The sequence below is a fragment of the Shinella sp. GW835-FHT14H05 genome (assembly GCF_058793575.1).
Window position 1 is genome coordinate 619,614 of record NZ_JBXAFY010000001.1, and the last position, 22,809, is coordinate 642,422.

Sequence of the window (22,809 nt, forward strand, 5' to 3'; positions counted from 1 at the left end):
CGGGGCCTCTGACCGACCGGGGCCATCGTTCGCATTGAGATGAAATTCGCAGGGGGGACTTTCCTTGAGCGAGGATTGGACCAGCCGCCTATCGTCGTCATGGTGGACCATGCCGGCAGAGACTGACGAGGTGGAGCCCGGTGTTCCGGTCGCAAGTCCCCTCGGCTCACTGGTTTCCCGCCGCTCGATCTATACCCGGAACGGGATCGCCTGGCTTTCGGTGCGGGCATGGAGCAGCAGGGCGAGGAAGGAAGACGTTGCGGCGCTGCGATCGGCTAAACGATCAGTCGACCAGGTCGTGATAGATGGCGCCGCGGCTGAGATCGCCGACTTCGCTGGCATGCTGATCGGTCGGCCCGTCGACTGGATGGTTTCGACTGTTGCCGTTGGCCACTCGCGGCGGCCGGACAGTTTCGCGGTCCGGATGGCAGAGGCGGTGGCGGGCCGGCTGGACGTGCCGTTCTCGAAGCTCTTCGCCGACAGGTTCGTTGATGGCGTCTCGCATCCAAAGGAATTTTCGAAGCTCCCGCAATTGAATATGCTAGTGCACCCGACGCAACCTGTGATATTGGTTGACGACGTCGCAACAAGCGGCTGGCATCTGGAAGAAGCGCTGACCCGTCTGCGCCAGTCCGGTGTGCCGGCCATGGCAATCGCCTGGATAAGCGGGACCGTGAAATGAAGGTAGCAATCATCGGTAGCCGGGAACGGACCGACCAGGATGCGGTCATCGCCGCCGTGCGCAATCTGCCAGATGGCACGATCGTGGTTTCGGGTGGGTGCGAAGGGCCGGACACCTGGGCAACACACGCGGCCCGGGCGCGCGGCCTGGCGGTCGTTGAACACCTTCCGGATCTGACCGGCTGCAAGAAGCGGCACGAATACACCGAAGCATATTACGCGCGGAACCGCGCCGTCGTCGCGGACTGCGACCGCATCATTGCTTTCGTCAGCGCCGCCCGCAAAGGCGGGACGGAATACACCATCAAGCAGGGCCTGAAGGCCGGCAAGCCAATCGAACTCATGTAGGCGTCGTGCGCGGCACGGTGCCGCGATAGCGAGGTCACATGCGAGGCCGTAAACCGGCGCCCTCCAATGTCATCGACGGCGGCTTCCCCGGCACGCCGGTCATTCTCGATGAGCCCGAATGGCTGATCGAATTCGAGGACGGGAAATGGGGGCAACAGCGGGCGGCTATCGCGAAAGAGCGGTGGGCGCAGCTCGTGAAGTCCATGACGTTGAAACAGACGCTCGACAAGGACAATGGCGCGCTGATCGAGATCGCCGCCGGCGCATATGCCGACTGGAAACTGGCCGAGGCGCATGTCGCCATTCACGGCCCTATCGTACCGGCGCCCAGAACCAGCGTGCCGATGCACAACCCCTATAAGGCCATCGCCGATGCTGCTGCCAAGCGCATGCAGTCGGCTGAAACCGCTCTCGGCATCCCGCCGGTGGAGCGTGGCCGCGCTGTAAAGGTGCAGAGTGGCAAAAGGCAAAGCCGGAAATCGGACACCTACCTCAAGCCGAGCGCCGGATGATCCGACGACGGCCTGGGCGAGGGCGGTCGTTGACGGAAGGATCGTCTCCGGTGAATTCGCGATAAGGGCATGCCGCCGGCATTTGGACGATCTGGAGCGCGGTGCCAAGCGCGGCCTGGTGTGGCGGCCGGAGAAGGCCGCGCACGCTCTCGGCTTCTTCCCGGCAATGCTGAGCGTAACGGCTGGCGCGAAGGCTGGGGAGCCATTCAACCTTCCCAGCTACACGACCTTCGTCGTCGGCTCGCTTTTTGGGTGGCATCGAAACGACGGTCGCCTCCGCTTCAGGACGGCGTGGGTTGAAGCGGGCAAGGGACAGATCAAATCGCCCGTCGCGGCAGCGATCGGCCTCTACACCGTGGCATTTCGCGGAATTCCACGCGCCGAGTGTTATGCCATCGCGAAGGACCGCAACCAGGCGAATGTGCTGTTCGGCGATGCGGTGGCGATGGTGAATGCCGACCTGCCGGACGCCGAATATGAAGGCGAGACGCTGGTTTCCAGGGGCATTTTTCTTCCCCGCGGCACCGGCGATATGACGTGGATGCTCGAACATCCGGAGAGCGGTTCGAAATTTCGAGCTCTTGCCGGCGACGAGAAGGTCAATGGGCCGAGGCCGTCGTTCGTTGCCGCGGATGAGATCCACGAATGGAAGTCGGATGGTGCACTGAAGACGTGGCGATCGGCCGGCGCCAAGATGCCGGGTGACTTCCTGCTTTGGATGTCAACGAACACGCCGGCAGCCGACCAGATTATCGCAACCGAATGGAGCGAGATGCACCAGCGCATCTTGCGCGGCGAGGCCGAAGACGATTCGGCATTCGCCTTCATCGCCCGTGTCGACCCGAAAGATAAGCCTTTCGAGGATGAAAGCTGCTGGTCGAAGGCCATGCCCTGCCTCGGTATCACATTCCCGATCGAAAACGTCCGGATCGAGGTAAACTCCTCGCGGCTATCGGTCGGCACCAGGCTCCAGACGGAGCGGCTATATTTCGGCGTGCCGGTGGGCTCCTCGGAATACTGGATTGACCTCGATGCATGGGAGCGAGTTCAGCGAAAGGTCGACCTTCGGCAGGCGAAGAAGCGGACGGTGTTCCTGTCCCTCGACTTGTCGAAAAAGAACGACCTGACCGCGCTGGGCGTCGGCTTCCGTGACGAGGACGAGGTCCTTCACGCCGCGGTGCGGTACTGGAAACCGGAATACAAACTGGCCGAGCGGGCGAAAGAGGATCACGCGCAATATGTCGAGTGGGCTGCGGCGAACCTGATCAACGCGGTGCCGGGCCGGTCGATCGAATACGACTTCGTCGCTACCGAAGTGCAGAAACTTTGCAACGACTACGACGTCGACGTGATGGTCGTCGACCCGGCTTTCCTGACCGACTTCCGCCAGGCCTGCGACCGCATCGGGCTCGAAACATGGGTCTGGTCGCCGGAGGAGGAATATGGGTCCGGACTCAAGATCATGATCCACGGCCAAGGTCGGATGGGCATGCAGTCGAAAAAGGCTCTCTGGATGCCGCGTAGCCTCCAGCAACTTGAGGACATGATCCTCACCGAGCAGATCGCAATCGACGAAAGCCCAGTGACGAAGTGGTGCTCGGGCAACGCTGCTGTGCAAGCCGACGCTCAGAACAACCGGTTCTTCGTCAAGAAAGTTCAACGCGGGCGAATTGATGGCCTGGTCGTGCTCGCGATGCTCGCGGGGGCGAGCGAAGTCGTCGAGACCTATGAGGCGCCGGTGTCGCCCTGGGATGATCCGAATTTTTCCCTGGTGGCACGATGAAACTTTTCGGCTTCAACCTAACGCGCGAGACGCGCTCGGCGAATTCACCGGAAAACGCGACGATCCCGGTCAGCGAGAGCAACTTCCTGGCCTTCTTTGGCATCCAGTCCGCGACGTTGCCGACGGTGACGATCGATAGCGCATTGACCGTGCCGGCTGTGATGGCCGCGGTCACGTTCCTGTCGCGGACGCTGGCGGCAATCCCGCGCCACGCCTACCGCCGCACGAAAGATAGCTCGGAGCGCATGGCGGGCCGGACGGCAATGGTCCTGCACGAGAACCCGAACCCGCTGATGGACAAATTCAAGTTCGATCAATGGTTCTGGCAGCAGGTCTTCACCGGCGGCCGCGGCCTCGCCTGGATCGAGCGCAACGGCAACCAGATCGAAGCGCTCTGGCCTATGAACCCGCGCAAGACGACGATCCGCCGCGACGGCTTTTCGCTCGCCTACCGGTACGACAACAAGGAATACCCGGCCGAAGATGTGATCGACGTCCCCTTCTTCCTCAAGGAGGACCAGATTTCGCACCGCGGCCCGATCAGCATGGCGACGAAGGCGATACAGCTTGCCATCGCTATGAACGACTATGGCAGCACGTTCTTTGCCGGCGGCGGTGTTCCGCCCCTTGCACTCATGGGGCCTGGCGCGAAAGGCAATAACGTCCAGCGCGCGCTCGCCGACGTCCATGAGGCGATCCAGGAAGCGAAGAAGACCAACAAGCCGATCTTCCCGGTGCCGGTCGGCCACGAGCTGAAGGCGGTCGGCCTGGACCCTGAGAAGGGACAGATGACGGATGCCCGTCGCTTCCAGGTGGAAGAGCTCGCCCGCGTTTGGCAGCTCCCACCGGTATTTCTGCAGGATCTGACGCACGCGACGCTCAACAATTCCGAGCAGCAGGATTTGCACCTGGTCAAGCACCTGATCGGGCAATGGATCGCGGCATATGAAGGCGAAATGAACCTCAAGCTGTTCGGTCGTTTTAGTGGCCGCCAGTATGTCGAGCACAATCTGGACGCACTGATGCGCGGCGACTTCAAGAGCCGGATCGAGGGTATCGCGCGCGGTATCCAGACCGCGCAGCTCACGCCGAACGAGGCACGGGCACTTGAGAACAGGCCCAAACACATGAACCCGGCAGCCAATGAGCTGCTGGTGCAGGGCGCCACGGTAGTGCTCGGACAACAACCTGCCAATCCGGCGAAGGCGGCCGGCGACATCGACGGAGAGAAAAACGATGACAAAGCCTGACGCTGAGAAGCGCACGGTCTCGCTGCCGGTTGAACATCGCGCGACGGCTTCGGACGGCAACACTGTCGTTGGGTACGCCGCCGTGTTCGGCGAGACGACCGACATCGGCGGATTCTTCCGTGAGGTTATTGCCCGCGGCGCCTTCACCAAGACGCTACAGACGGCAGACGTTCGGGCGTATTACGGCCACGAGCGCGCCAGGTTGCTCGGCCGGTCGTCGGCGGGAACGCTCCGTCTTGCTGAAGACGCTAAAGGGCTCGCCGTCGAAATCGACCTGCCAGATACCAGCGATGGCCGCGACGTGCGGACACTGATTGAACGCGGCGACATTACCGGCATGTCATTCGGCTTCATCGTCACCCGGCAGGAGTGGGACGAGACTGGGGACATCCCGACGCGGACCATTTTTGAGGTGGAGCTTCGCGAGGTCTCGATTGTTTCCGAACCGGCATATGACGGCACGTCCGTCGCGCTGCGCTCGCTTGACGAGGCGCGGAAGGAAAAGCGCCAACAGAATTTCAACGCCGCCGCCCGGCGCGTCGGCATGAAAGTTTCCCTCGACCTGCAAGTGCGGGCGAGGAGTAAAGCTTAGGCTTAGCGCCAAAGCCCAATTCCCTCCTGAACACCAGAAAGGAATGACCGATGAGCAATCGGATCAAGGAACTGCGCGAGAAGCAGGCGACCATCGTCACCGAAGCGCGCGAACGTCTCGACCAGATCAATGCCGCGACCGATGAGGCACGCGCGAAGGAACTGGAAACCCAGCACGATGCGGCCATGGCCGAACACGATCGCCTGGAGAAACTGATCGAACGCGAAGAGCACGTTGCTCGACTCGAAACTCGCGCCGAGGAGGAGCGCGGCAGGAAGCGCCCGATCTCCAGGGATGACGATGAGGCCCGTGGCCAGGACGACGGCGAAAAGCTCGAATATCGGCAGGTTTTCTACAAGTTTCTCGCTTCTGGCGCCGACATGGGCGAGCTCGAACCGGAGGAGCGCGCTGTCTTGAAAGCTGGCGTTCAATCGGCAAAGGAATTCCGGGCTCAGACCGTCGGAACAACGACGGCCGGTGGTTTTACGGTTCCGGTCGAACTTGCAGACCAGATCGTCAAGTCCATGAAAGCATGGGGGCCGATGTACAACGAGGACCTCTGCACGGTCATCACCACGTCCAGCGGCAACATCATCAAGATTCCGACGGTCGACGACACCGCCGTAACTGCCGAGAAGCATGCGGAAGCTACCGCGCTGACGGATGACGGCGGCAAGGATGTCACCTTCGGTCAGAAGGAACTGGGCGCTTACGTCTACGACACGGAATTCGTGAAGTGGTCCATGGAGCTTGCTCAGGACTCGATTTTTAACGTCGAAGCCCTTCTCGGCGAACTTCTTGGTGAGCGTCTCGGCCGCATTGCCAACCGCGAGCTCAGCATCGGTGACGGCACCGGCGACCCCAACGGGGTTGTCACGGCGTCTTCGCTCGGCAAGACCGCGACCGCAACCGCTGCCATCACTGCCGACGAAATCATTGACCTGGTGCATTCCGTCGATCCCGCCTACCGGCAGGCCCCGAAGGTCCGGTTCATGTTCAATGACACGACTTTGGCCGCGATCCGAAAGCTGAAGGATGGGCAGGGCAATTTCCTCTGGCAGATGGGCGACGTCACAAAGGGCGAACCCGGGACGCTTCTCGGTCATCGCTACAGCATCAACCAAGCCATGGATTCGCTCGCCGCCGGCAAGAAGGTCATGCTCTTCGGCGACTTCGGCAAGTACTTCGTCCGCAAGGTTGGTTCTCCGGTCATCGGCGTGCTGCGAGAGCGCTTCTGGCCTGATCTCGGCATCGCCGGCCTGATCCGCTTCGACGGTGAGCTCGGCGATACTGCAGCAGTCAAGCACCTGATCACCGCCGCGTCCTAGGAACGGTCTGCTTTGTAAGGCGGGCTGCTCCAGCGGCCCGCTCTCAAAACCGAAGGAGAAGACGATGAAAATCAAGATGCTCGTAGGCTTGGCCGGGGCAGACTTTGCTCTTTCCCCTCAAGAGGAGACTGACCGCTTTGGCGATGCCGAGGCGAAACGGCTTGTTGAGGCGGGGTACGCCGCCCCAGTCGCCGAAGAAGTCGTCGAGCGCGCTGTGAAACCCCGTGTCGCCGAGAAGCGCGGCTGATGGCGAATTCCTTCTTCCAAATTGTGGCGCCAGCGACGGACCGGCTGCTCGCGCCGATCGCGGCGCTGCGCACGGCTGCCGGCCTGGCGGGCAATGACGGGAGCCGCGACGCGGAATTGACCGTCATTGGCCAGCGCGCGTCGGCGGAGATCGTCGAGGCCTGCCGGATCGCGGTCGGGGAGGCTGAAAACGGGGAGGAAGTTGAACCGACACTCAGGCGCGAGCTTGTACGAGAGACGTTTTCCGCCTCCTGCAACGAAGTGCTGATCCTCTCGCGTCGCCACGCCGTCAAGATCGCCAGCGTCACTCAGGACGGCATTGCGGTCACGCTCGATCCGCGATCGGTTCGCTCGGAAAGCGGCCTTCTCTACCGCTGGACCGATGGCCGTCAGTGGCTTTGGACAGGGCAGGAGATAGTCGTCGAATATGAGGCAGGCTTCGAAATGGTGCCGTTCAGCCTGGTCGGCGTCGTCACCGATCTGGTGCGGCTCCGGCTCTCTCAGGCCGAAGTCGACCCCTTGGTGAAGGCAACGCGCATCGAGATCCCGGATATCGAGACTATCCAGACTGACAGGTGGGTGGGCGCGACGCCTGGAGCCGATGCGACCGGCTTGCCGGCCGATTTCATGCCGCGGCTCGCCCGCTTCTACAACCCGGTGGCGTGATGGTTGATCTTTCCGACACGCCCGCCGGCTCGATCGCCAGGCTCGACGCCGCGCTGGCCCGCCGCGGCGAAAAGGTATTCTTCGCCCGCGGTGCCGGCGCGCAGCAAGAAATGCGGGCGCGCGTCATCGAGTACAGCAAAGAGGAACTGGTCGGGCTCGTCGACCAGACGGACCGAAAGGTGCTGCTGTCGCCGACTAGCCTTGGTGCCTATGGCGTGCCGAAAAAGAAGGATCGTTTTGCCTCGGCGGACGAACAGGGCTCTGTTGAGGCGGTTCGTCGCTTCCGAATGAACAATGTGCTCGTCAAGGTCGAGCTGCGCGTGCGGGTAAGCTGATGGCCCGGAACTCGGTGCAGGCCTTCCACGTCGCGGCGCGCGCCACAGTCGATGCCACGCGGCACGCTCTCATTGACACGGCAAAGCGTGAGCATTCGCGGATTATAAAAGCCGATCCGAAGCCGGCGCGCTTCACGAGGACCGTCGACGGCGTCACCGGCGCCCGTGAGGAAGCGGTCAAGGTCAATGGCCAGATTGTCTACCGATACCCGCGCCTCGAAGAGGTGGTCCGCGCGGCGATGGAGTTGCTGTTCGAGCTCTCGCCTGTTCTGTCCGGCGATTACCGCCTGGGGCACACCATTCTCGTCGGCGGTGCCGCGGTCAGCGACCTGGCGGCATGGGACGGAACCGGCGAGGTGGCCATCACCAACCCGTTGCCCTATTCGCGCAAGATCGAGGCCGGCAAGATGAAGATGCGCGTTCCCGGCACGGATCACGTCTATGAGCAGGCCGAATTCCTGCTTCGCCAGCGCTTCGGCAACCAGGCGCGCATCAAGTTCACCTATCGGAGCACGGTGCCGGGGAAGGCCGGCAACAAATCGGCCAATCGGTTCCCGGCGCTCGAAATCGAGGCGATACGCTGATGGGAAGCTATAGCGGCGGAAAGGCCGCCATCAGGCAGCGCCTTGTCGACAACTGGACGCTGACCCGAATCGCCTTTCAGAACAAGGTGCCTGAAGCGCCCTGGCCGCCGACGGTGACGACACCGCAGGCGCCGGACGTCGAGATGCCAGCGCCATGGGTGTTCCTAGAGATTTCGACCATGCCGGGCGGCGGAATGCGCGGCGCCGGCAAGCCGGGGCAGCAGGTCTGGACGGTCTATGGTTTCGTGATGGTTCACGTCTTCGTCCCTGCCGACACCGGCGACGAGATCGCAACCGAATATGCCGAGACGATTGGTGAAATATTCCGGGGCAAGAAGTTTTACGACGAACGCGATGACGGCTGTTACGTCCGCACCTTAGCGCCGCGCGTCGACGAGGGCGGCCCGGCCGTCTCCGCTTCCGATATCGAGTGGACCAATGATGGTTCCTGGCACCGCGTCACGATGAGCTGCCCGTTCGAATACTGGCATCTCGGCTGAGTTTCCGGCCTCGACCGGAACGCCGTTTCCCCGCCCTTCGGCAAGGCGTCACCATATCCTGGAGAATAATCCATGGTGTACCAGACCGCACGTCAGGTCGAGGTTTCGTACAAACTTCAGACCGTCGAAGGCACAAAGCCCTCGAACTCGGCTGCCAAGGCCTTCCGGCTCAATGAAGGCGGCCTCAATCTCACGAAGGAACCGATCAACTCGAACGAAAACCGCCGCGACGGCATGACCACGCGCGGCCGGCACGGTTCGCGCAATGTGTCCGGAAACTACAGCGGCGACCTCTCCGTCGGCACGTTCGACGAACTGGTCGAAGCTGCCTGGTGGGGCACGTTCTCGCCGGCCCTGACGATCGACGAGGATACGGCCGGCCTCGCGAGCGCGACCCTTGCCGTCGGCGCCAATACGATCACGGCGTCCGCTGGCTCCTGGATCACGGCCGGGCTGCGCGTCGGTGACGTCATCCGCGCGACCGCTGGTCTGGATGACGAAAACCTCAACCGCAACCTGCGCATCATCGGCCTGACCGGTGCCGTGATCACGCTGGCCGAAGACCTGACCGTCGAGGCCGGCCCGATCGCCACCTACTCCTTCGTCCGCCCGAAAAAGGTCACGCAGGGCATGACGCGCCGTGCCTTCTGCTTCGAAGAGCGTGAAATCGATATCGACGGCTCGGAAGTGTTCGAATGGTGCCGTATCGGCTCCATGGCGCTCGAAATGCAGCCGAACGGCATGGCGACGGTCAACTTCAGCATCGTCGGCCGGAACATGGAAGTTCTGGAGGGCGCGCAAAGCCCTTACTTCACCAACCCGTCCTATACGACCAGCACGGGCCTTACCGCGGTCGAGGCGAAGATCGTTCTGGGAACCACGGAAGTCGTCGATCTCACCTCCCTGTCGCTGACCTTCGACCGACGCGCCGCTGGCACGCCTGTCGTCGGCTCCGACCTGACGCCCGACGTCTTCGACAACAACATGACCGTCGCCGGTTCCATCACGGGCCTCCGCAAGGACTTCAGCCGCACCAAGTCGTTCCTGGAGGAAGACACCCTCAGCCTGCATCTGCTGTTCGCCGAAAGGGAAGGCGAGCCGTCGGAATTCATCTCGCTGGTTATCCCCTTCCTTTCGCTGGCCTCCTCGTCGAAATCGGCGATCGGACAAGATGGCCCGCGCACGCAGACGCTCGACCTCATGCCGGGCATCGATGAGCGCGGCGGCGCCTATGAGCGCTGCATGGCGATCTGGCAGACGAGTGCTGCGTGATGGTCCGGCGCGCAAAGAACCCGCCGGTGCTGGCCGGCGAAATAGTCGTTACCAGCCCGTCGACCGCGTCCTTCCCCGCGAAGAGCGGCGGCCTCGGTCCCTATGAAGAAGGCTCGCCACTCTTGTCGACCGATGATGCGGTCCTTTGGCAAGCGGGTGTCCTGCGAAGCGCGATCGAGGCGGCACGCGCCGAGGGCTACGTCGTCCAGATGCCGTTCCGGATCGAGGATCTTGACCGCATCGTCATCTCGGCGACCGCCAAGGCCGCACCTACCACCTAACCGCCCGACAAGCGGAACAGCTCGCGAAAGCGAGGTCACTGTGACGCGGCCTGGGCATGTCGGTGCGCAGGCCGCACCCCTTCCGACAAAGGATAATTGAAAATGACCAAGACCACCGAAGCAGCCGTTTCGAACTTCTCTTTCACCGATTTCGAGGACGCCGATACCGCCACGATGACTGTGGCCATCCACGGTCGTCCGACGGACTGGGTGTGGACGTTCGCCGGCCCAGGCCACGAAAAAACGATCGAGCAAAATAACCGGCTGACGAAAGTGCGCTTGCACGAAGAACGTCAGATCGAGCAGCGGCGGCTAAACGGCAAAAAGGTCACCCTTCCAGAGGAAGAGCTCGACGACGTCCGCGCGAAAAGCGTTCGCTGGGTTGTCAATCGCCTGCTCGGCTGGACGCCAGTGATCATTGACGGGACGGCCTACCCGTTCAGCCCGGAGAATGCCTTCAAGCTTCTGATCGATCCGAAGCGCGCCTCCCTGTTCGTCCAGGCGACCGAGTTCCTGACGGCCGAAGGGTCTTTTACGCCGCGCTCCGCCGGGACCTGATCGACCACGCGGAGCGGGAATTTGCCCTTGCGGCACCTGACAAAGACGGTCACCCGCTTCGGGAAACCCTACAGGGTCTTCTCGACCGGTGCCGGAAAAAGAAAAGGCGAGCGGAACTCGAAGAGCAACTTCGGGTTCCGCCGCGACCGGAAGCACTGGATTACCTCTGGAAAGCCTATTTCCGGATACGCCGCCGCGTTAATTCCGGCGGCTTCGGTCGCGCGCCCTTTGGTTGGGGCGATATTGCCGCCTTCGTTCAATTTTCAGGTTTAAAGCTGGCGCCATGGGAGGTCGATATCCTGGAGGATATCGACGACGCCTGGTTGGCCTCTCACGTCGAGAAGAAGGAGCAAGGCGAGGAGGAGTGAATAGCACCACAGGCTTCCCAAGCGGCGCCTGCGGAGCGGTCCTTCACCTGGACCGCTCATTCACGATTACCACTTCACGCCGACCGCCCAACGCCAGCACTAACCCGATGATGAGCAGGACGGCTCCGACGATCAAACCGACGACCGTCGCAATTCCAGTCATCGCGACGCCCGCTATTCCGGCCCCGAGAGCCGCCGCGCCTTGATTAACCCCGTCGGAAGCGTTGACGACCTCCGTCGCAGCCTTCCCGGACAGCAACATCACGGACAGCGGCAACGCTAGGAAGCTTGCGCCGGCAAGCAAGAATCCTCGCCCGAACGCGCGGCGGATGGTTGGTGCAAAGAACGCGGCAACGGCACAAATCAAGACGACGACGGGGATAACAAGCGGTGCCTTGCTATCCGGATCACCCGAGAAAGCTGCCGCTGCGGGCGACAACGCCAACGCGGCGATAAGCCCAAATATGATGCCGATAACAATTCGAAAAATCGCTGAAACGAATGCCACAGTCGCCCCCTCCGCATGGATATGCGCGGGACGATATACCATGCAGAGTTGAAAGGTAAGTTCGATGACGCAAGTCGTGACGGAACTCATCGTCGACGGTTCGGGAGCGCTTCGCGTTCTGGGCCAGTTCGAAGATGGCATGGAAGGCGCCGCAGTTGCGACCCAGAAGTCGACGGGCGCGATCGATCGGTATCAAGCGGCCATCGCAAAGGTTACGGCAGCGCAAGAAAAGGGACTTGCGATCACCACGCAACGAGTCGATCGCATTTCGAAAGAGCAGCGCGCCTATGAAGCTTGGTCTGGATCAATTGACCGCGCGGTCGGGCTAGAAATCAGGCTACGCCGGGATGCTGAAAAAGCTGCCGTTGCGGCGGCCAATGCTGTTGCGTTCGGATACACGACCCAGGAAGAAGCGCTGCGCCGCCTCGGCATGATGGAGGCTCGACACGCGCAGCAGCTCGCAGAGATGACGACTGACGCCACACGAGCGGCCGCCGCGATCAACTCGGTTGCGGTCGCTACAGACACCGCTGCTGTGGCGACACGACGACTTGGCGCGGCGAATGACAATCATCGCCGTGGGAACCTTGGCTATCAGATTTTCGACATAGCCCAGACCGGCGCGCTCGGCATGAACCCGGCAATGATCCTGATGCAGCAGGGTCCGCAAATCTTGCAGCTCTATGCTGGGCAGGGTGGGGTCAACGCCGCATTGCAGGACACCGCAGCGATCCTCGGCGGTATTGCGAAGCGGTTCGCGCCCATTGGCGTCGCCGCCGCTGCCGCTGCACTTGTCATCAAGGGCTTCCAAGATGAAATCAACGAGACGGCGAAGGTGCAGGTCACTTTCGGTGACGTGGCGAAGGCTACATGGCAGGTTCTAATCGACCAGATCGAAGAGGAGCTGCGGCCGGCAATACGTGCCATCGCACCGGAGGCTGAAGATGCATGGGACGCCATTAGGGACGGCTCTGGCGAGGCGTTCAACTCGATGGTGCAGGGCGTCACCTTCGCTTACGAGAGCGTCAAATTCCATATCTCGTCCATTCCGGACCTCTTCATCTATGCCGGCCAAGAGGCGGCAAATGGCTTTGTGAAAGCAATCGTTTGGATGGTCAACGAAGTTCTGAACGCGCTCCGCGGCATTGCTGAAGCCATGAACGGGTTCATCGACCGGAACGGCGGGGAGGCGCTTCGCGAAAAGCTCGGTTGGGATGCTGGCAACTGGATACCGGAAAATCTGGACGGCGTGACGCTTGAGATCGGTGGAGCCGACGCGCTGGAGAACTTGCAGGACCGTGCGGTCGAATACCAGAAAACCGTCGCCGAAATTGCGCGCAGCGACTACGCCGGCAAGCTAATGGAGACCATCGGCGGTCAGGCGGGCAAGAATGCAGTCGAGCGCCTGGCGGAGGCTGCAAAAAACACAAAAGGAGCGGGGCGCGCAGCGCGGGAAGCACAGCGCGAGTTCGACAGCTTTGTGCGGACGGCTGACCGCCTGGCCGAAAAACTGTTCCCTGGCCAATATGCGAAGAAAGAGGCGGAGGAACTGACTGCCGCCCTTGATAAATACGGTGAAAAACTCACCGATGTGCAACGGCTGGCAGTGGAAATGCGTATCGCCGATCAGTTCGAGGCGGCTCGGCTCGGCGTCCGTGAACTCGAAAAGGACACCAAGAACGCTTCGGAGGAAATGGCGAAGGACCTCCAGGACACGCTCGGCTCGGTCCTGTCCGACCTCTTCAGCCAGCCGATGGAAGACCTGGACGAATTCCTCGACGGCGTAATCGATGGGTTCGCACGCCTTGGTGCTGCAAATCTGGAGCGGGCTTTCGACGGTCTCTTCTCAGGTTCGAGCGGCGCGGCGCCGGCCAATGACAATGACAAATGGGCAGGGATGCGGAAGGCCGTCGAGGTGGGGGCGCGCGACGGCGCGTTCAGCGGCTCGGCAACCGGCACGCTCTCCGGCCTTGGTGCGCTCGGCGATCTCTTCAAGGGTCCGAAGGGTGCCGTTATGGGCGCCGGCCTCGGCGCATTCGGTATGGGTGCGTCTTCCGGATCGCCGCTCACCGGCGCGCTTGGTGGCGCCCTGTCGGGCTTCGGTGCCGCTGGCTCCATCGGCTCGGCGTTCCCGGCGCTCGCCGGCATTGCGGGGCCGGTCGGCCTGATCGGCGGCGCGGTGCTCGGTTTCCTCGGTGGCATCTTCGGCAAGAGCCGGCAGAAGCGGCAGGAGCGGAAGCAGGCGCAGGGCGAACTTGAAAACAACATGGGCGCCATCCGCGAACTGATCGATAGCGCGAACGGCACGTCGAGCGGCGACTACGAAAGCGCCTGGCGCCAGATGTCCGACGAGATTTCCAAGGCCCGGAAGCTTGCGTCCAAGGCCGGTGACAGCGCGCTCGTGAAAGAGCTCAACGAGGCGTCGCAGAATTTCTTCGACTTCCTGGTCAAGGACTGGCGCAACGGCCTCGACGGCGTGATCAAGGCCATGAAGAGCGGCCACGGCATGGACAGCGCGTTCGTGCAGGCGCAGCAAGAGGTGATCGGGCTTCAGGATGCGCTTGTCGGCTTCGTCGAAGATGCGAAGTTCTTTGCCGAAACGGGCGGGGACATCGAGAAGGCGAAGCTTACGAAGGCCGCGACGGACAATTCCATGACCGGCAGCGTCTTCAAGACGGTGCAGGACGACCAGAAGCGCTATTACGATCCCATTTCGTCGGAATACCGCATCGCGGTCGAGCGCTACAAGGGCGAGCTGAAGAAGCTCGATATCAATGCCATCCTCACGACCGGAACCGGCAAGGACACCAGCGAAATCGCGGCGTACGACTCGGTCGATGCTCTCAAGAAGAAGATGGAAGACCTGGGCGTCGTATTCGACGACCTCGGCAACATCCTGACGGGCGACCAGATCAAGGACCGGATCGACAAGGAAAAGGAACTGCAGAAGTCCATCAAGGAAGCGCAGGAGGCCGCGCAGGAGTTGGCGCGGCGCCAGTTGACCGGTGCCGAAGAGTTTACGGCGATCGAGCTGAAAATTCAGACCCTTGAAGGCACGGCGGCCGGGCTCCAGACCACGCTTGAAAAGCTCGGCATGACCGCCGACGAGGCCGCGGACGCAATCGAGGAGGACCTGACCGAAGCGCTGAAGGAACTGACCGAAGACTACGTCAAAGACCTATCGCGCTCGCTCAATGAACTTTCCGGCGCCGGCTACATCAACGACGTCACTGACGCCATGAAGCTTTACGAGCAGAGGCTGAAGGAAAGTAAGGCGCTTGGCCTTGACACTTCCATGGCCTTCACCGAGCTGACCCTGGCGCTGAAGAAGATTTCCACCGAAGCTGGGCTTTCTGGCAAGGACCTCGAATATCTCGCCAAACTTTTCCCCGATTTGGCATCGATCCTCAAAGGTATCTCGCCAACAGGCGGGGTCGCAGAAGCTCAAGCGGCGGTCGATCGTGCCAAGGCGGACCTGCGTGCGGCCTACGACGAAGAGGCTCGCGCGATAGAGGCGACGATCGGCCGCCTGGAGAGCTTCATTTCCAGCATCGAGGACTTCAAGGCGTCGTTGCGACTGGATAATCAGCTTTCGCCCCTTTCGCCTTCGGATAAGCTGATCGAGGCGCAGAAGCGGTTCCAGGAGATTTCGACGAAGGCGCTTGCCGGCGACGAGGCCGCCATGGGCGAGCTTGAGGACGTTTCGCGGCAGTACCTGACCGAGGCGCGCGCCTATTACGCCTCCAGCGAGCAGTATTTCGCCATCTTCGAGCAGGTGGAAGCCATCCTTGATCAGGCGCTTTCCTCGGCCAAGGGCCAGCTATCCCTTGAGGAGAAGTCGCTCTCTGCGCTTGAGGCGCAGGTTTCGAAACTGATCGATATCAACGATAGCGTCCTTTCCGTCGCCGATGGCATTGCGGCCTTGACCTCCGCGGTGGCCGCGCTCGACGGCCTAGGCGGCAACGGTTCGGGTTTCGATCCGGCGACGCACTGGTCGAAGTCATTGAAGGACTTTTACGGTCAGCTCCAGGCCTACAAGAAGCAGGCCGGCACTGACGTAGCGCCGAGCGAGATCGCCAGCGTCTGGAGCGCCTTCGCGTCGGCCGGGTCCGGCAAGGAATACGACATGCTGGCGCGGGCCTATACCGAGATCCTGAAGAGCCTCATGCCCAAATCCGGCATGCAGCTCGGCGGGATTGTCGGCGCCTACGCTCAAGGCGGGATTGTGGGCAACGGCCTGTTCAATATGGACAGCGTGATCGCGCGCTATGCCGGCGGCGGCAATATCGCCCTTGCCGGCGGCGAGCAGATTATCCGGGCGACGTCCGTCACCGGTGAGACCAGGCCCTTCCTTGAGCACGTCAACCGCACGGGAACGGTGCCCAGCAACGATAACTCGGCGGTGGTTGCAGAACTGCGCGCTGTCAAGGCGGAGTTGGCCGCGCTTCGCGCTGGGCAGACAAGCCAGAGCAAGGTGGTTGCTGCCGGCGCCGAGCACGTCGCGGCCGCTGTGAACAGTGGCGCTGAAGCGACCAGAGAAGTCGGCCGCAAGTTCGGCAAACAGGATCTCAGGAGGCCCGCATAATGGATGACATGCGATCCCCCGCCGACGCGCCGAACGAAACGGTCGTGCTTGTCCTGTGGCTCGAATGGGCGCTCGACTTCGCTGATGACGACGCCTTTCACTATGTGCAGAGGCGGCGGCTGGACCTGGGAACGTTCAGCAACGAGACCGGCGTCTGGACGGCGCGCGACAATGTCACCGGCGATTTCGAGGTCGTCGAGGAGGTCTCTGGTTGGTGGCCGCTGCCGGCCGTCGATACCGACGAGGTGCTGGGGCGGAAATCGGTGCAGAAGGCGCCCCCGCCGGCTCCCGTGGTGCGGCCACCGCTGGAACTGGCTGAATTATCCACCGTCCTGGGTGAGTACGGCGGTCATGTCGCCAACTGGCTGAAGGCCAATAACAAGACGGCCACCGTGTACCTGGATGGTGAGCCTGTGACTGGTTTCGTGCGCGCCAGCGTTCCAGGCGGGTGGGTCGACATGCCCGATGATGTCCGCGTCTCCGGCGCCGTGCAGATCAAGATCGACTGACATGAACGCTCCAGAGTATCTGATCGAGATCGCGGCTTACACCGGCGGGGCCGAAGAGGTGTTGCGTGTAGCGACCATCGGCTACAACACCGGCCCGGCCGACACGCCCGCCAACACCAATTACCTCGACGTCGTCGCCGACCCCGGCAGTTTCGTCCGGCATCTCTTCGGCCCTTCGCGAACGCTGGGTCGCTCAGAGGTGAGCTATGGCGAGATCCTGCTTTCGAATGCCGACGGCGAGCTCGACGACTGGATCGACTATGGCTTTGACGGCCGGACGGTTGTCGTGAAACGGCTCGCCGATCGGAGCGCACCGTTTTCCAGCGCCGTCGTCGTTCTGCGAGGGACAATCCAGCGGCTCGACGCCGACAATGCCTGGCTGAGCCTTCGCCTGCGCTTTTATGACCGGCGCCTGGTGCTCGACAAGCCGCTCCAGGAGAACGTCTATGCTGGCACGACGACGTCGGCCGGGCCTACTGCAGAAGGCAATCTCGACCTGAAGGACAGCGTCAAGCCGCTGTGTTTCGGTCGCTGCTTGAATGTCTCTCCCGTGGCTGCCAACAGCTTCAACCTGATCTACCAGGTGCATGACGGCGCGGTTTCGGCAATCGCGGTCTATGACGGAGGGGTCGCGCTCACCTTTGGCGTCAACCATGCCACCCTGTCAGCGCTCCAGGCGGCGGCGATCCGGCCGGGACGGTTCGATACCTGTCTTGCCCTTGGCCTCTTCCGCCTTGGTGGAGCGCCGGCCTTCGCCGTCACGGCGGATGTCACCGAGGGAGCGACGGTTGCGGCCCGGTATCCCGGCGCGGTCGTGCAGCGGATGCTTGCGAAGATGGGTCTATCCGGACCGGCCGACGTGAATGCTGCGAGCTTCGCCGCGCTCGATGCGGCATCGCCAGTTGAGGTGGGCATCTGGATCGACGGGCAAACGACCGGCCTTGCGGCCATGGGCGACGTGCTCGCGTCCGTCGGTGGGTGGATCGCGCCGAGCGCTACGGGCGCTTTCGAGGTCGGCCGGCTGCTGGCGCCAAGCGCGCCGGTTGGCATCATCGATGAAGACGACATGCTGAAGGAAACGCTCGGCATCATCGCTTCCGACGACACGGACGGCGGACTGCCGGCATGGCGCGTGATCCTCGAATATGCGCGGAACTGGACCGTGCAGGATGACGCTGTGCTCGGCGGGTGCGTCGATATGGTTCGACGCGGCTTCCTGGCGGCGGAAATCCGCGAGGAAAAGGCGGAAAGTGCAGCGGTCCGGACCAAGCACCTGCTTGCGCCGGAATTGCGCATTCAAACCCTGATCATCGACCAGGCTGCCGCAGTGGTCGAAGCCGCGCGCCTGCTCGCCCTGTACGGCGTGCGCCGTGACGTCCTGACTTTCTCCATGAACCACCTCGATGCAGATGCGTACCGCGTCGGGCGAACGGTGACGATTGTCCAGCCGAGGTTCGGCTATGAGGCCGGCCGCAACATGGTGGTGATCGGGCGCGAGGAAAACCTTCGAGACTATACCGTAATGCTGACGGTTTGGGGCTGAGATGGCAGACAGCGATATTCAGCTTTCCGGCCTCACAGCGGTCGGCGGCGTAGGACAGACCGTTGTCACCTGGTCGGTGACGGAGGCGAGCTGCATTCCGTACCTTCGGCTGGACAAGGTTGAGGTCTGGGAAGCCACGACGAACAACCGCGCGGCCGCGACGAAGATTGTAGAGGTTTTCGGGACGCAGATTGCAAGGACCGGCCTGGCGCGGAACGTCACCCGGTTCTATTGGGTCCGGCCGCGCGACATATCCGGCAATCTTGGCGACTGGTTCCCGGCCGGGGCGAATGCCGGTGTCTCCGCCACGACGCGGGACGAGGTGCCGCCGGCTGGCTCGGTCGGACCCGACCAAGTACAGCCAAATGCCATCACCGCCAGCAAGATCAATGTGACCGATCTTTCGGCGATCTCGGCAAATCTCGGCACCATCAACGCTGGCACCGTCAACGGCGTCGCGATCAATGGCGGCACGATCACCGGCACGGTCATTAAGACAGCCGCATCCGGTGAGCGCATCGAGATGAGCGGCACGCAAATGGTGCTGCTGCCGGGTGGACTGACGCCGTCCATGGTTCTGCGCGCGGTCCCAGGCAACACGGCTCTAACGGTCAGTTGGAGCATTCCAAGCCTACCGCTGTCGATTTTTCAGAACAACAGCACCGGCCCTGCCGCCAGATTTCAGGGCAACGGCAACAATCCGGCCGTCGTCGAAGTCATCCAGACCGGGGGCACGAGCGCCGGCAACAGGGCATTGAGCGCGCGAAATGCGCAGTCCGGCGGCGGCCACGGCTACGTGGGCATGCCAAGCGCCAGCGGCGGTTATGCCTTCTATTCGCAAGCCGGCGGCTTTGCACCGTTCACAGGTCAGCATGATGCCGTGATCGTGAAGGGCACCGATGTGAACGTCGGCGACATCGTCTTCGATGTGAAAGTTATCGCAAGGGGCAGTATTGACGACACGTTGACCGAAGTCGCGGTCAGCGAAGAATGCCAGCAAGCCGCGGTGCTCGGCGTTGTGTCCCGGCGTTCGGATCTCGACCCTTACATGGTGTTTGCGGCGCTGCCTCGCAGTGAAAACGAGACCTCTGGCGAGCCCACCTTTGTCATGCAGCAGCTTGCCAAGCGTTACGACTTCCTGGTCGTGAACTCGCTCGGCGAAGGCCAGATCAACGCGTGCGGCCGGGGTGGAGACATCAAAAGGGGCGACCTTCTGGTGGCTTCCTCCATGCGCGGCAAGGCGGAACGGCAGGACGACAAGATCATGTGCTCCTACACGGTCGCCAAGGCTCGCGAGGACGTGACCTTCGACCATCCCGACCAATGGCGACGCGTCGCCTGCATCTATCACTGCGGCTGAAATCGAGGACATTTGATGGGAACACTTCTTCTGCTCTATGAGCCGAAGTCGGACGCGGCTGCATTCTCCTGGGGGGAGTGGACGGCCGGTCTGCCGCTCGCCAACCTCGCAAACCAGCGCTTGCGCAAGGTCGCGCGTTCGGCGAGCTCTGATCCGGAAGACACACGCTTCCGGATCACATTGCCGGCGACGCAGAGTTTTCGGGCGATTTCCCTGGGGCCGATGAACGTCACGACGGCGTACCAGTATCGTATCCGGTCCTATGCCGAGGGCGGCTTCACGACCGTCGTCTATGACAGCGACTGGATCAAGCCCTTCGAAGGCTCTGGCGGTGGGCCGCTCGATCGCGAATGGGAAGACCCGTTCTTCTGGCTCGGCATCGAGCCTTACGACGATCCCGACCGCGGCATCTGGATGATCCATATCTTCCCCGGGCCGATCGAAGGGCGCCTGTGGTCGGTCGAGATCGACGACCAGTACAATACCGACCGCTTCATCGAGATCGGCCGCTTGTTCATGCCGTCCGCCTGGTCGCCGTCCATCAATTACTCGTTTTCCAACAATGGGCTTGGTTTCCGCAACAACGCCCTGTCGAGCTCGGCGCTCTCCGGATCGAAACAGTTCTGGCGGCGCATCAATCCCCGGCAGTTCCGCTGCACGCTCGACCTCCTGCCGGAGACCGAAGGCTATGGCGAGGCCTATCGCTTCATGCAGCGCGTCGGCTTCGACGGGGAGGTCTTCGTGATCCCTGATCCGGACGATGCTGCCAACATCCAGAAGCGGTCGTTTCTCGGCACGGTTCAAGAGATGGACCCGCTTTCGCAGGCGTTCTTCGGCCATGTCGGCACAGGCTTCAATATCGAGGAGATCATATAGATGGCAATTCCGACAGACGTGCAGGCCGCGCTTACCCGGCTGTCCAGCGGCTACAACAACGGGGATTACAACGCGTCGACCAATCCGCTCGGGTTTTCCAACGGCGGCCATCGCATCAACCTCTACGCGCTCACCGCCGACGTGACGCTGATCGGCGTTTGGCTGGACACCACCGTGACACCGGTCGTCGACATCAGCGCGGAGATCCAGGCCCTCACGGCGATCGTCGACGAGATCACCACGCTTGCGGCGATTGACGACCAGATCGTGACGCTTGCCGCACTTTCCGCGCAGCTTGTGACCCTGGCGGCGATTGCCTCCAACATCACGACTGTTGCCGGCATTTCCACAAACGTCACAACTGTGGCCGGAGTGTCCACGCATGTGACGACGGTCGCCGGCATTCATACTCAGGTGACGACGGTCGCCGCGCGCGATGCTGACGTCGGCACGGTTGCGAACCGCGACGCGGACATCGGTATTGTCGCGGACAGGGATGCCGCCATCGGTACGGTCGCCGGAATTGCCACGGCGGTTTCCACCGTTGCCGGCATCGACGAAGACGTGTCGACGGTCGCCGCCATTTCCTCGGCCGTGAGCACCGTTGCCAACAGGGATGCCGATATCGGCACGGTCGCCGACCGGGATGCCGACATTGTAATCGTTTCCGCCCGCGACACGGATATCGCCACGGTCGCGGACCGCGATATCGCGATCGGTGTCGTTGCTGGTATTGCCGCCGACGTCGAGGCGATCTCGGCGATAAGCTCGAATGTGACGACCGTCGCCAGCATCCAGGCGCAGGTGACGACGGTCGCCGCGCGCGACGCCGACATTGATACGGTTGCCGGCATCGCTGCCAGTGTGGCGACGGTCGCGGGTATCGACGAGGACGTCTCGACCGTTGGCGGCATCGCCGCGGCCGTCAGCACTGTCGCCGCACGCGACGCGGATATCGGCACAGTGGCCGATCGCGACGGAGATATTGCGATCGTGGCGGCGCGTGACGCCGACATCGGCATCGTCGCAGACCGAGACGCCGCGATTGGAACCGTGGCCGGCATCGCCTCGCAGGTGTCTGCTGTTGCGGCGATCGACGACGACGTGACGACAGTGGCAGGCATCCAGGCACAGGTCTCCACCGTAGCTGCGCGCGATGCGGCCATCGGAACCGTCGCCAATCGGGACGCGGCAATCGCAATCGTCGCGGCAGCAGACGATGAAATCGCGACGGTTGCCGGCATCGCCGGGGCTGTCAACACGGTGGCTGGCATCAACGAGGATGTCAGCACAGTGGCTGGCATCGCCGGCTACGTTTTCCTTGCGGCCGGCAACGAGGCGAACATTAACACCGTCGCCAGCTCGATCGCGGATGTGAACTCCGTTGCTGAAAACATCGACGCGGTGATCTCCGCGGAGGAATATGCCGCTGCCGCGCAGGCCGCAGCCCGGCCCTATGCCTTCAACGACCCGACGGCCGACGCAAATCCCGGCGCTGGCGTCTTTCGGATGAACGATGCAAGCCCGGCCTCGACTACCGTTCTCTTTGTCTCGGTGACTGATGCCGCCGGCGCCGACCAGGCAGCATTTTTGGATGCGCTGGATGACTCCACGACGATGAACAATCGTGGACAGATCACTTTGACGAGCGCGAGCGATCGGTCCGTTCAGGCGTCGTTCCGGGTGACAGGGAATGTCACCGTCGAGACGGGCTATCGCAAGGTGCCGGTGGCTTACATCGGACATAGCGGAGCCTTTTCGCCTGACGACGTCTTCGCATTTGCGTTCTCCCGGTCGGGTGACAAGGGACTGGACGGCATAGGCGCTGGCGACGTCGTCGGCCCTGACGGCGCAACGGATGGCGGGCTCGTCCTGTTCGACGGCGCGAGCGGCAAGCTCGTCAAGACCGGTGCCGCGCCGGCCGTCGTCGCAACGTCTGGTCAATACGCTGATCTGTCGGGGCGCCCAACGCTGGGCACGGCAGCCGGGGCATCCACGGGTGATTTTGCCAACGCCGAACAGGGAGGCTTGGCTGACAGCGCGGTCCAGCCGGACACCCTTGCTGATGCCATGGCGTCGGTTGCTGCTGCCGCCCGTCGATTTTCAATCTGGATAGGATACTGA

At 62.4% G+C, this 22,809-nt stretch carries 23 protein-coding genes; 22 read left to right on the forward strand and 1 reads right to left on the reverse strand.

What is annotated here, in order from left to right; translation table 11 throughout:
* Positions 1-64 precede the first annotated feature (64 nt).
* From AC1Q6Z_RS03045 to AC1Q6Z_RS03120, 16 genes are all read left to right on the forward strand, one after another.
* Positions 65-682: a PIN domain-containing protein gene (locus AC1Q6Z_RS03045; protein WP_492646689.1), complete on the forward strand. Its 618-nt coding sequence runs from the start codon at positions 65-67 to the stop codon at positions 680-682.
* Entirely contained in the window at positions 679-1,029 is a 351-nt protein-coding gene (locus tag AC1Q6Z_RS03050) for an SLOG family protein (protein ID WP_439618320.1), read from the forward strand. Before AC1Q6Z_RS03045 ends, AC1Q6Z_RS03050 begins: the two co-directional genes overlap by 4 nt.
* A 38-nt stretch (positions 1,030-1,067) precedes the next feature.
* Complete coding sequence (locus tag AC1Q6Z_RS03055; RefSeq protein ID WP_439618319.1) at positions 1,068-1,541, forward strand: P27 family phage terminase small subunit; 474 nt, start codon at positions 1,068-1,070, stop codon at positions 1,539-1,541.
* A gap of 82 nt (positions 1,542-1,623) precedes the next feature.
* Positions 1,624-3,324: a terminase TerL endonuclease subunit gene (locus AC1Q6Z_RS03060; protein ID WP_439618318.1), complete on the forward strand. Its 1,701-nt coding sequence runs from the start codon at positions 1,624-1,626 to the stop codon at positions 3,322-3,324.
* A complete protein-coding gene (locus AC1Q6Z_RS03065) occupies positions 3,321-4,574 on the forward strand; it encodes a phage portal protein (RefSeq protein WP_492646690.1) in 1,254 nt (417 codons plus the stop codon). The genes AC1Q6Z_RS03060 and AC1Q6Z_RS03065 overlap by 4 nt, the downstream gene beginning before the upstream one ends.
* Complete coding sequence (locus tag AC1Q6Z_RS03070) at positions 4,561-5,166, forward strand: HK97 family phage prohead protease (RefSeq protein ID WP_439618316.1); 606 nt, start codon at positions 4,561-4,563, stop codon at positions 5,164-5,166. Before AC1Q6Z_RS03065 ends, AC1Q6Z_RS03070 begins: the two co-directional genes overlap by 14 nt.
* 50 nt (positions 5,167-5,216) lie before the next feature.
* Complete coding sequence (locus AC1Q6Z_RS03075) at positions 5,217-6,494, forward strand: phage major capsid protein (protein WP_439618315.1); 1,278 nt, start codon at positions 5,217-5,219, stop codon at positions 6,492-6,494.
* Positions 6,495-6,558: 64 nt separating this feature from the next.
* Positions 6,559-6,741 carry a hypothetical protein gene (locus tag AC1Q6Z_RS03080; protein WP_439618314.1) on the forward strand — a complete coding sequence of 61 codons (183 nt, stop codon included), beginning with the start codon at positions 6,559-6,561 and terminating at the stop codon, positions 6,739-6,741.
* Positions 6,741-7,406 carry a hypothetical protein gene (locus AC1Q6Z_RS03085; protein WP_492646691.1) on the forward strand — a complete coding sequence of 222 codons (666 nt, stop codon included), beginning with the start codon at positions 6,741-6,743 and terminating at the stop codon, positions 7,404-7,406. The genes AC1Q6Z_RS03080 and AC1Q6Z_RS03085 overlap by 1 nt, the downstream gene beginning before the upstream one ends.
* Entirely contained in the window at positions 7,406-7,741 is a 336-nt protein-coding gene (locus tag AC1Q6Z_RS03090; protein ID WP_439618312.1) for a hypothetical protein, read from the forward strand. The genes AC1Q6Z_RS03085 and AC1Q6Z_RS03090 overlap by 1 nt, the downstream gene beginning before the upstream one ends.
* Positions 7,741-8,325 carry a hypothetical protein gene (locus AC1Q6Z_RS03095; protein WP_492646692.1) on the forward strand — a complete coding sequence of 195 codons (585 nt, stop codon included), beginning with the start codon at positions 7,741-7,743 and terminating at the stop codon, positions 8,323-8,325. The genes AC1Q6Z_RS03090 and AC1Q6Z_RS03095 overlap by 1 nt, the downstream gene beginning before the upstream one ends.
* Positions 8,325-8,825, forward strand: coding sequence for a hypothetical protein (locus AC1Q6Z_RS03100; protein WP_439618310.1), 501 nt, complete (start codon positions 8,325-8,327; stop codon positions 8,823-8,825). The genes AC1Q6Z_RS03095 and AC1Q6Z_RS03100 overlap by 1 nt, the downstream gene beginning before the upstream one ends.
* 72 nt (positions 8,826-8,897) lie before the next feature.
* A complete protein-coding gene (locus tag AC1Q6Z_RS03105) occupies positions 8,898-10,097 on the forward strand; it encodes a phage tail tube protein (RefSeq protein WP_492646693.1) in 1,200 nt (399 codons plus the stop codon).
* Entirely contained in the window at positions 10,097-10,378 is a 282-nt protein-coding gene (locus tag AC1Q6Z_RS03110) for a hypothetical protein (protein WP_492646694.1), read from the forward strand. The genes AC1Q6Z_RS03105 and AC1Q6Z_RS03110 overlap by 1 nt, the downstream gene beginning before the upstream one ends.
* Positions 10,379-10,480: 102 nt before the next feature.
* Positions 10,481-10,936 carry a hypothetical protein gene (locus AC1Q6Z_RS03115; protein ID WP_492646695.1) on the forward strand — a complete coding sequence of 152 codons (456 nt, stop codon included), beginning with the start codon at positions 10,481-10,483 and terminating at the stop codon, positions 10,934-10,936.
* Positions 10,936-11,304 carry a phage tail assembly chaperone gene (locus AC1Q6Z_RS03120; protein WP_492647234.1) on the forward strand — a complete coding sequence of 123 codons (369 nt, stop codon included), beginning with the start codon at positions 10,936-10,938 and terminating at the stop codon, positions 11,302-11,304. The genes AC1Q6Z_RS03115 and AC1Q6Z_RS03120 overlap by 1 nt, the downstream gene beginning before the upstream one ends.
* Positions 11,305-11,347: 43 nt before the next feature.
* On the opposite strand, the gene AC1Q6Z_RS03125 is transcribed toward AC1Q6Z_RS03120, so the two are convergent.
* Entirely contained in the window at positions 11,348-11,812 is a 465-nt protein-coding gene (locus AC1Q6Z_RS03125) for a hypothetical protein (RefSeq protein ID WP_439618306.1), read from the reverse strand.
* Positions 11,813-11,876: 64 nt separating this feature from the next.
* Between AC1Q6Z_RS03125 and AC1Q6Z_RS03130 the strand changes: the two genes are divergently transcribed.
* Genes AC1Q6Z_RS03130 through AC1Q6Z_RS03155 form a run of 6 tightly spaced genes read left to right on the forward strand, consistent with a single transcriptional unit; the run spans position 11,877 to position 22,809 of the window.
* A complete protein-coding gene (locus AC1Q6Z_RS03130; protein ID WP_492646696.1) occupies positions 11,877-16,397 on the forward strand; it encodes a phage tail length tape measure family protein in 4,521 nt (1,506 codons plus the stop codon).
* Positions 16,397-16,906 carry a hypothetical protein gene (locus AC1Q6Z_RS03135; RefSeq protein WP_492646697.1) on the forward strand — a complete coding sequence of 170 codons (510 nt, stop codon included), beginning with the start codon at positions 16,397-16,399 and terminating at the stop codon, positions 16,904-16,906. The genes AC1Q6Z_RS03130 and AC1Q6Z_RS03135 overlap by 1 nt, the downstream gene beginning before the upstream one ends.
* Position 16,907: 1 nt before the next feature.
* Complete coding sequence (locus AC1Q6Z_RS03140; protein ID WP_492646698.1) at positions 16,908-18,449, forward strand: hypothetical protein; 1,542 nt, start codon at positions 16,908-16,910, stop codon at positions 18,447-18,449.
* Position 18,450: 1 nt separating this feature from the next.
* Positions 18,451-19,809: a hypothetical protein gene (locus tag AC1Q6Z_RS03145; RefSeq protein ID WP_492646699.1), complete on the forward strand. Its 1,359-nt coding sequence runs from the start codon at positions 18,451-18,453 to the stop codon at positions 19,807-19,809.
* 15 nt (positions 19,810-19,824) lie between these two features.
* Positions 19,825-20,685 carry a hypothetical protein gene (locus AC1Q6Z_RS03150; RefSeq protein ID WP_492646700.1) on the forward strand — a complete coding sequence of 287 codons (861 nt, stop codon included), beginning with the start codon at positions 19,825-19,827 and terminating at the stop codon, positions 20,683-20,685.
* Positions 20,686-22,809 carry a hypothetical protein gene (locus AC1Q6Z_RS03155; RefSeq protein ID WP_492646701.1) on the forward strand — a complete coding sequence of 708 codons (2,124 nt, stop codon included), beginning with the start codon at positions 20,686-20,688 and terminating at the stop codon, positions 22,807-22,809.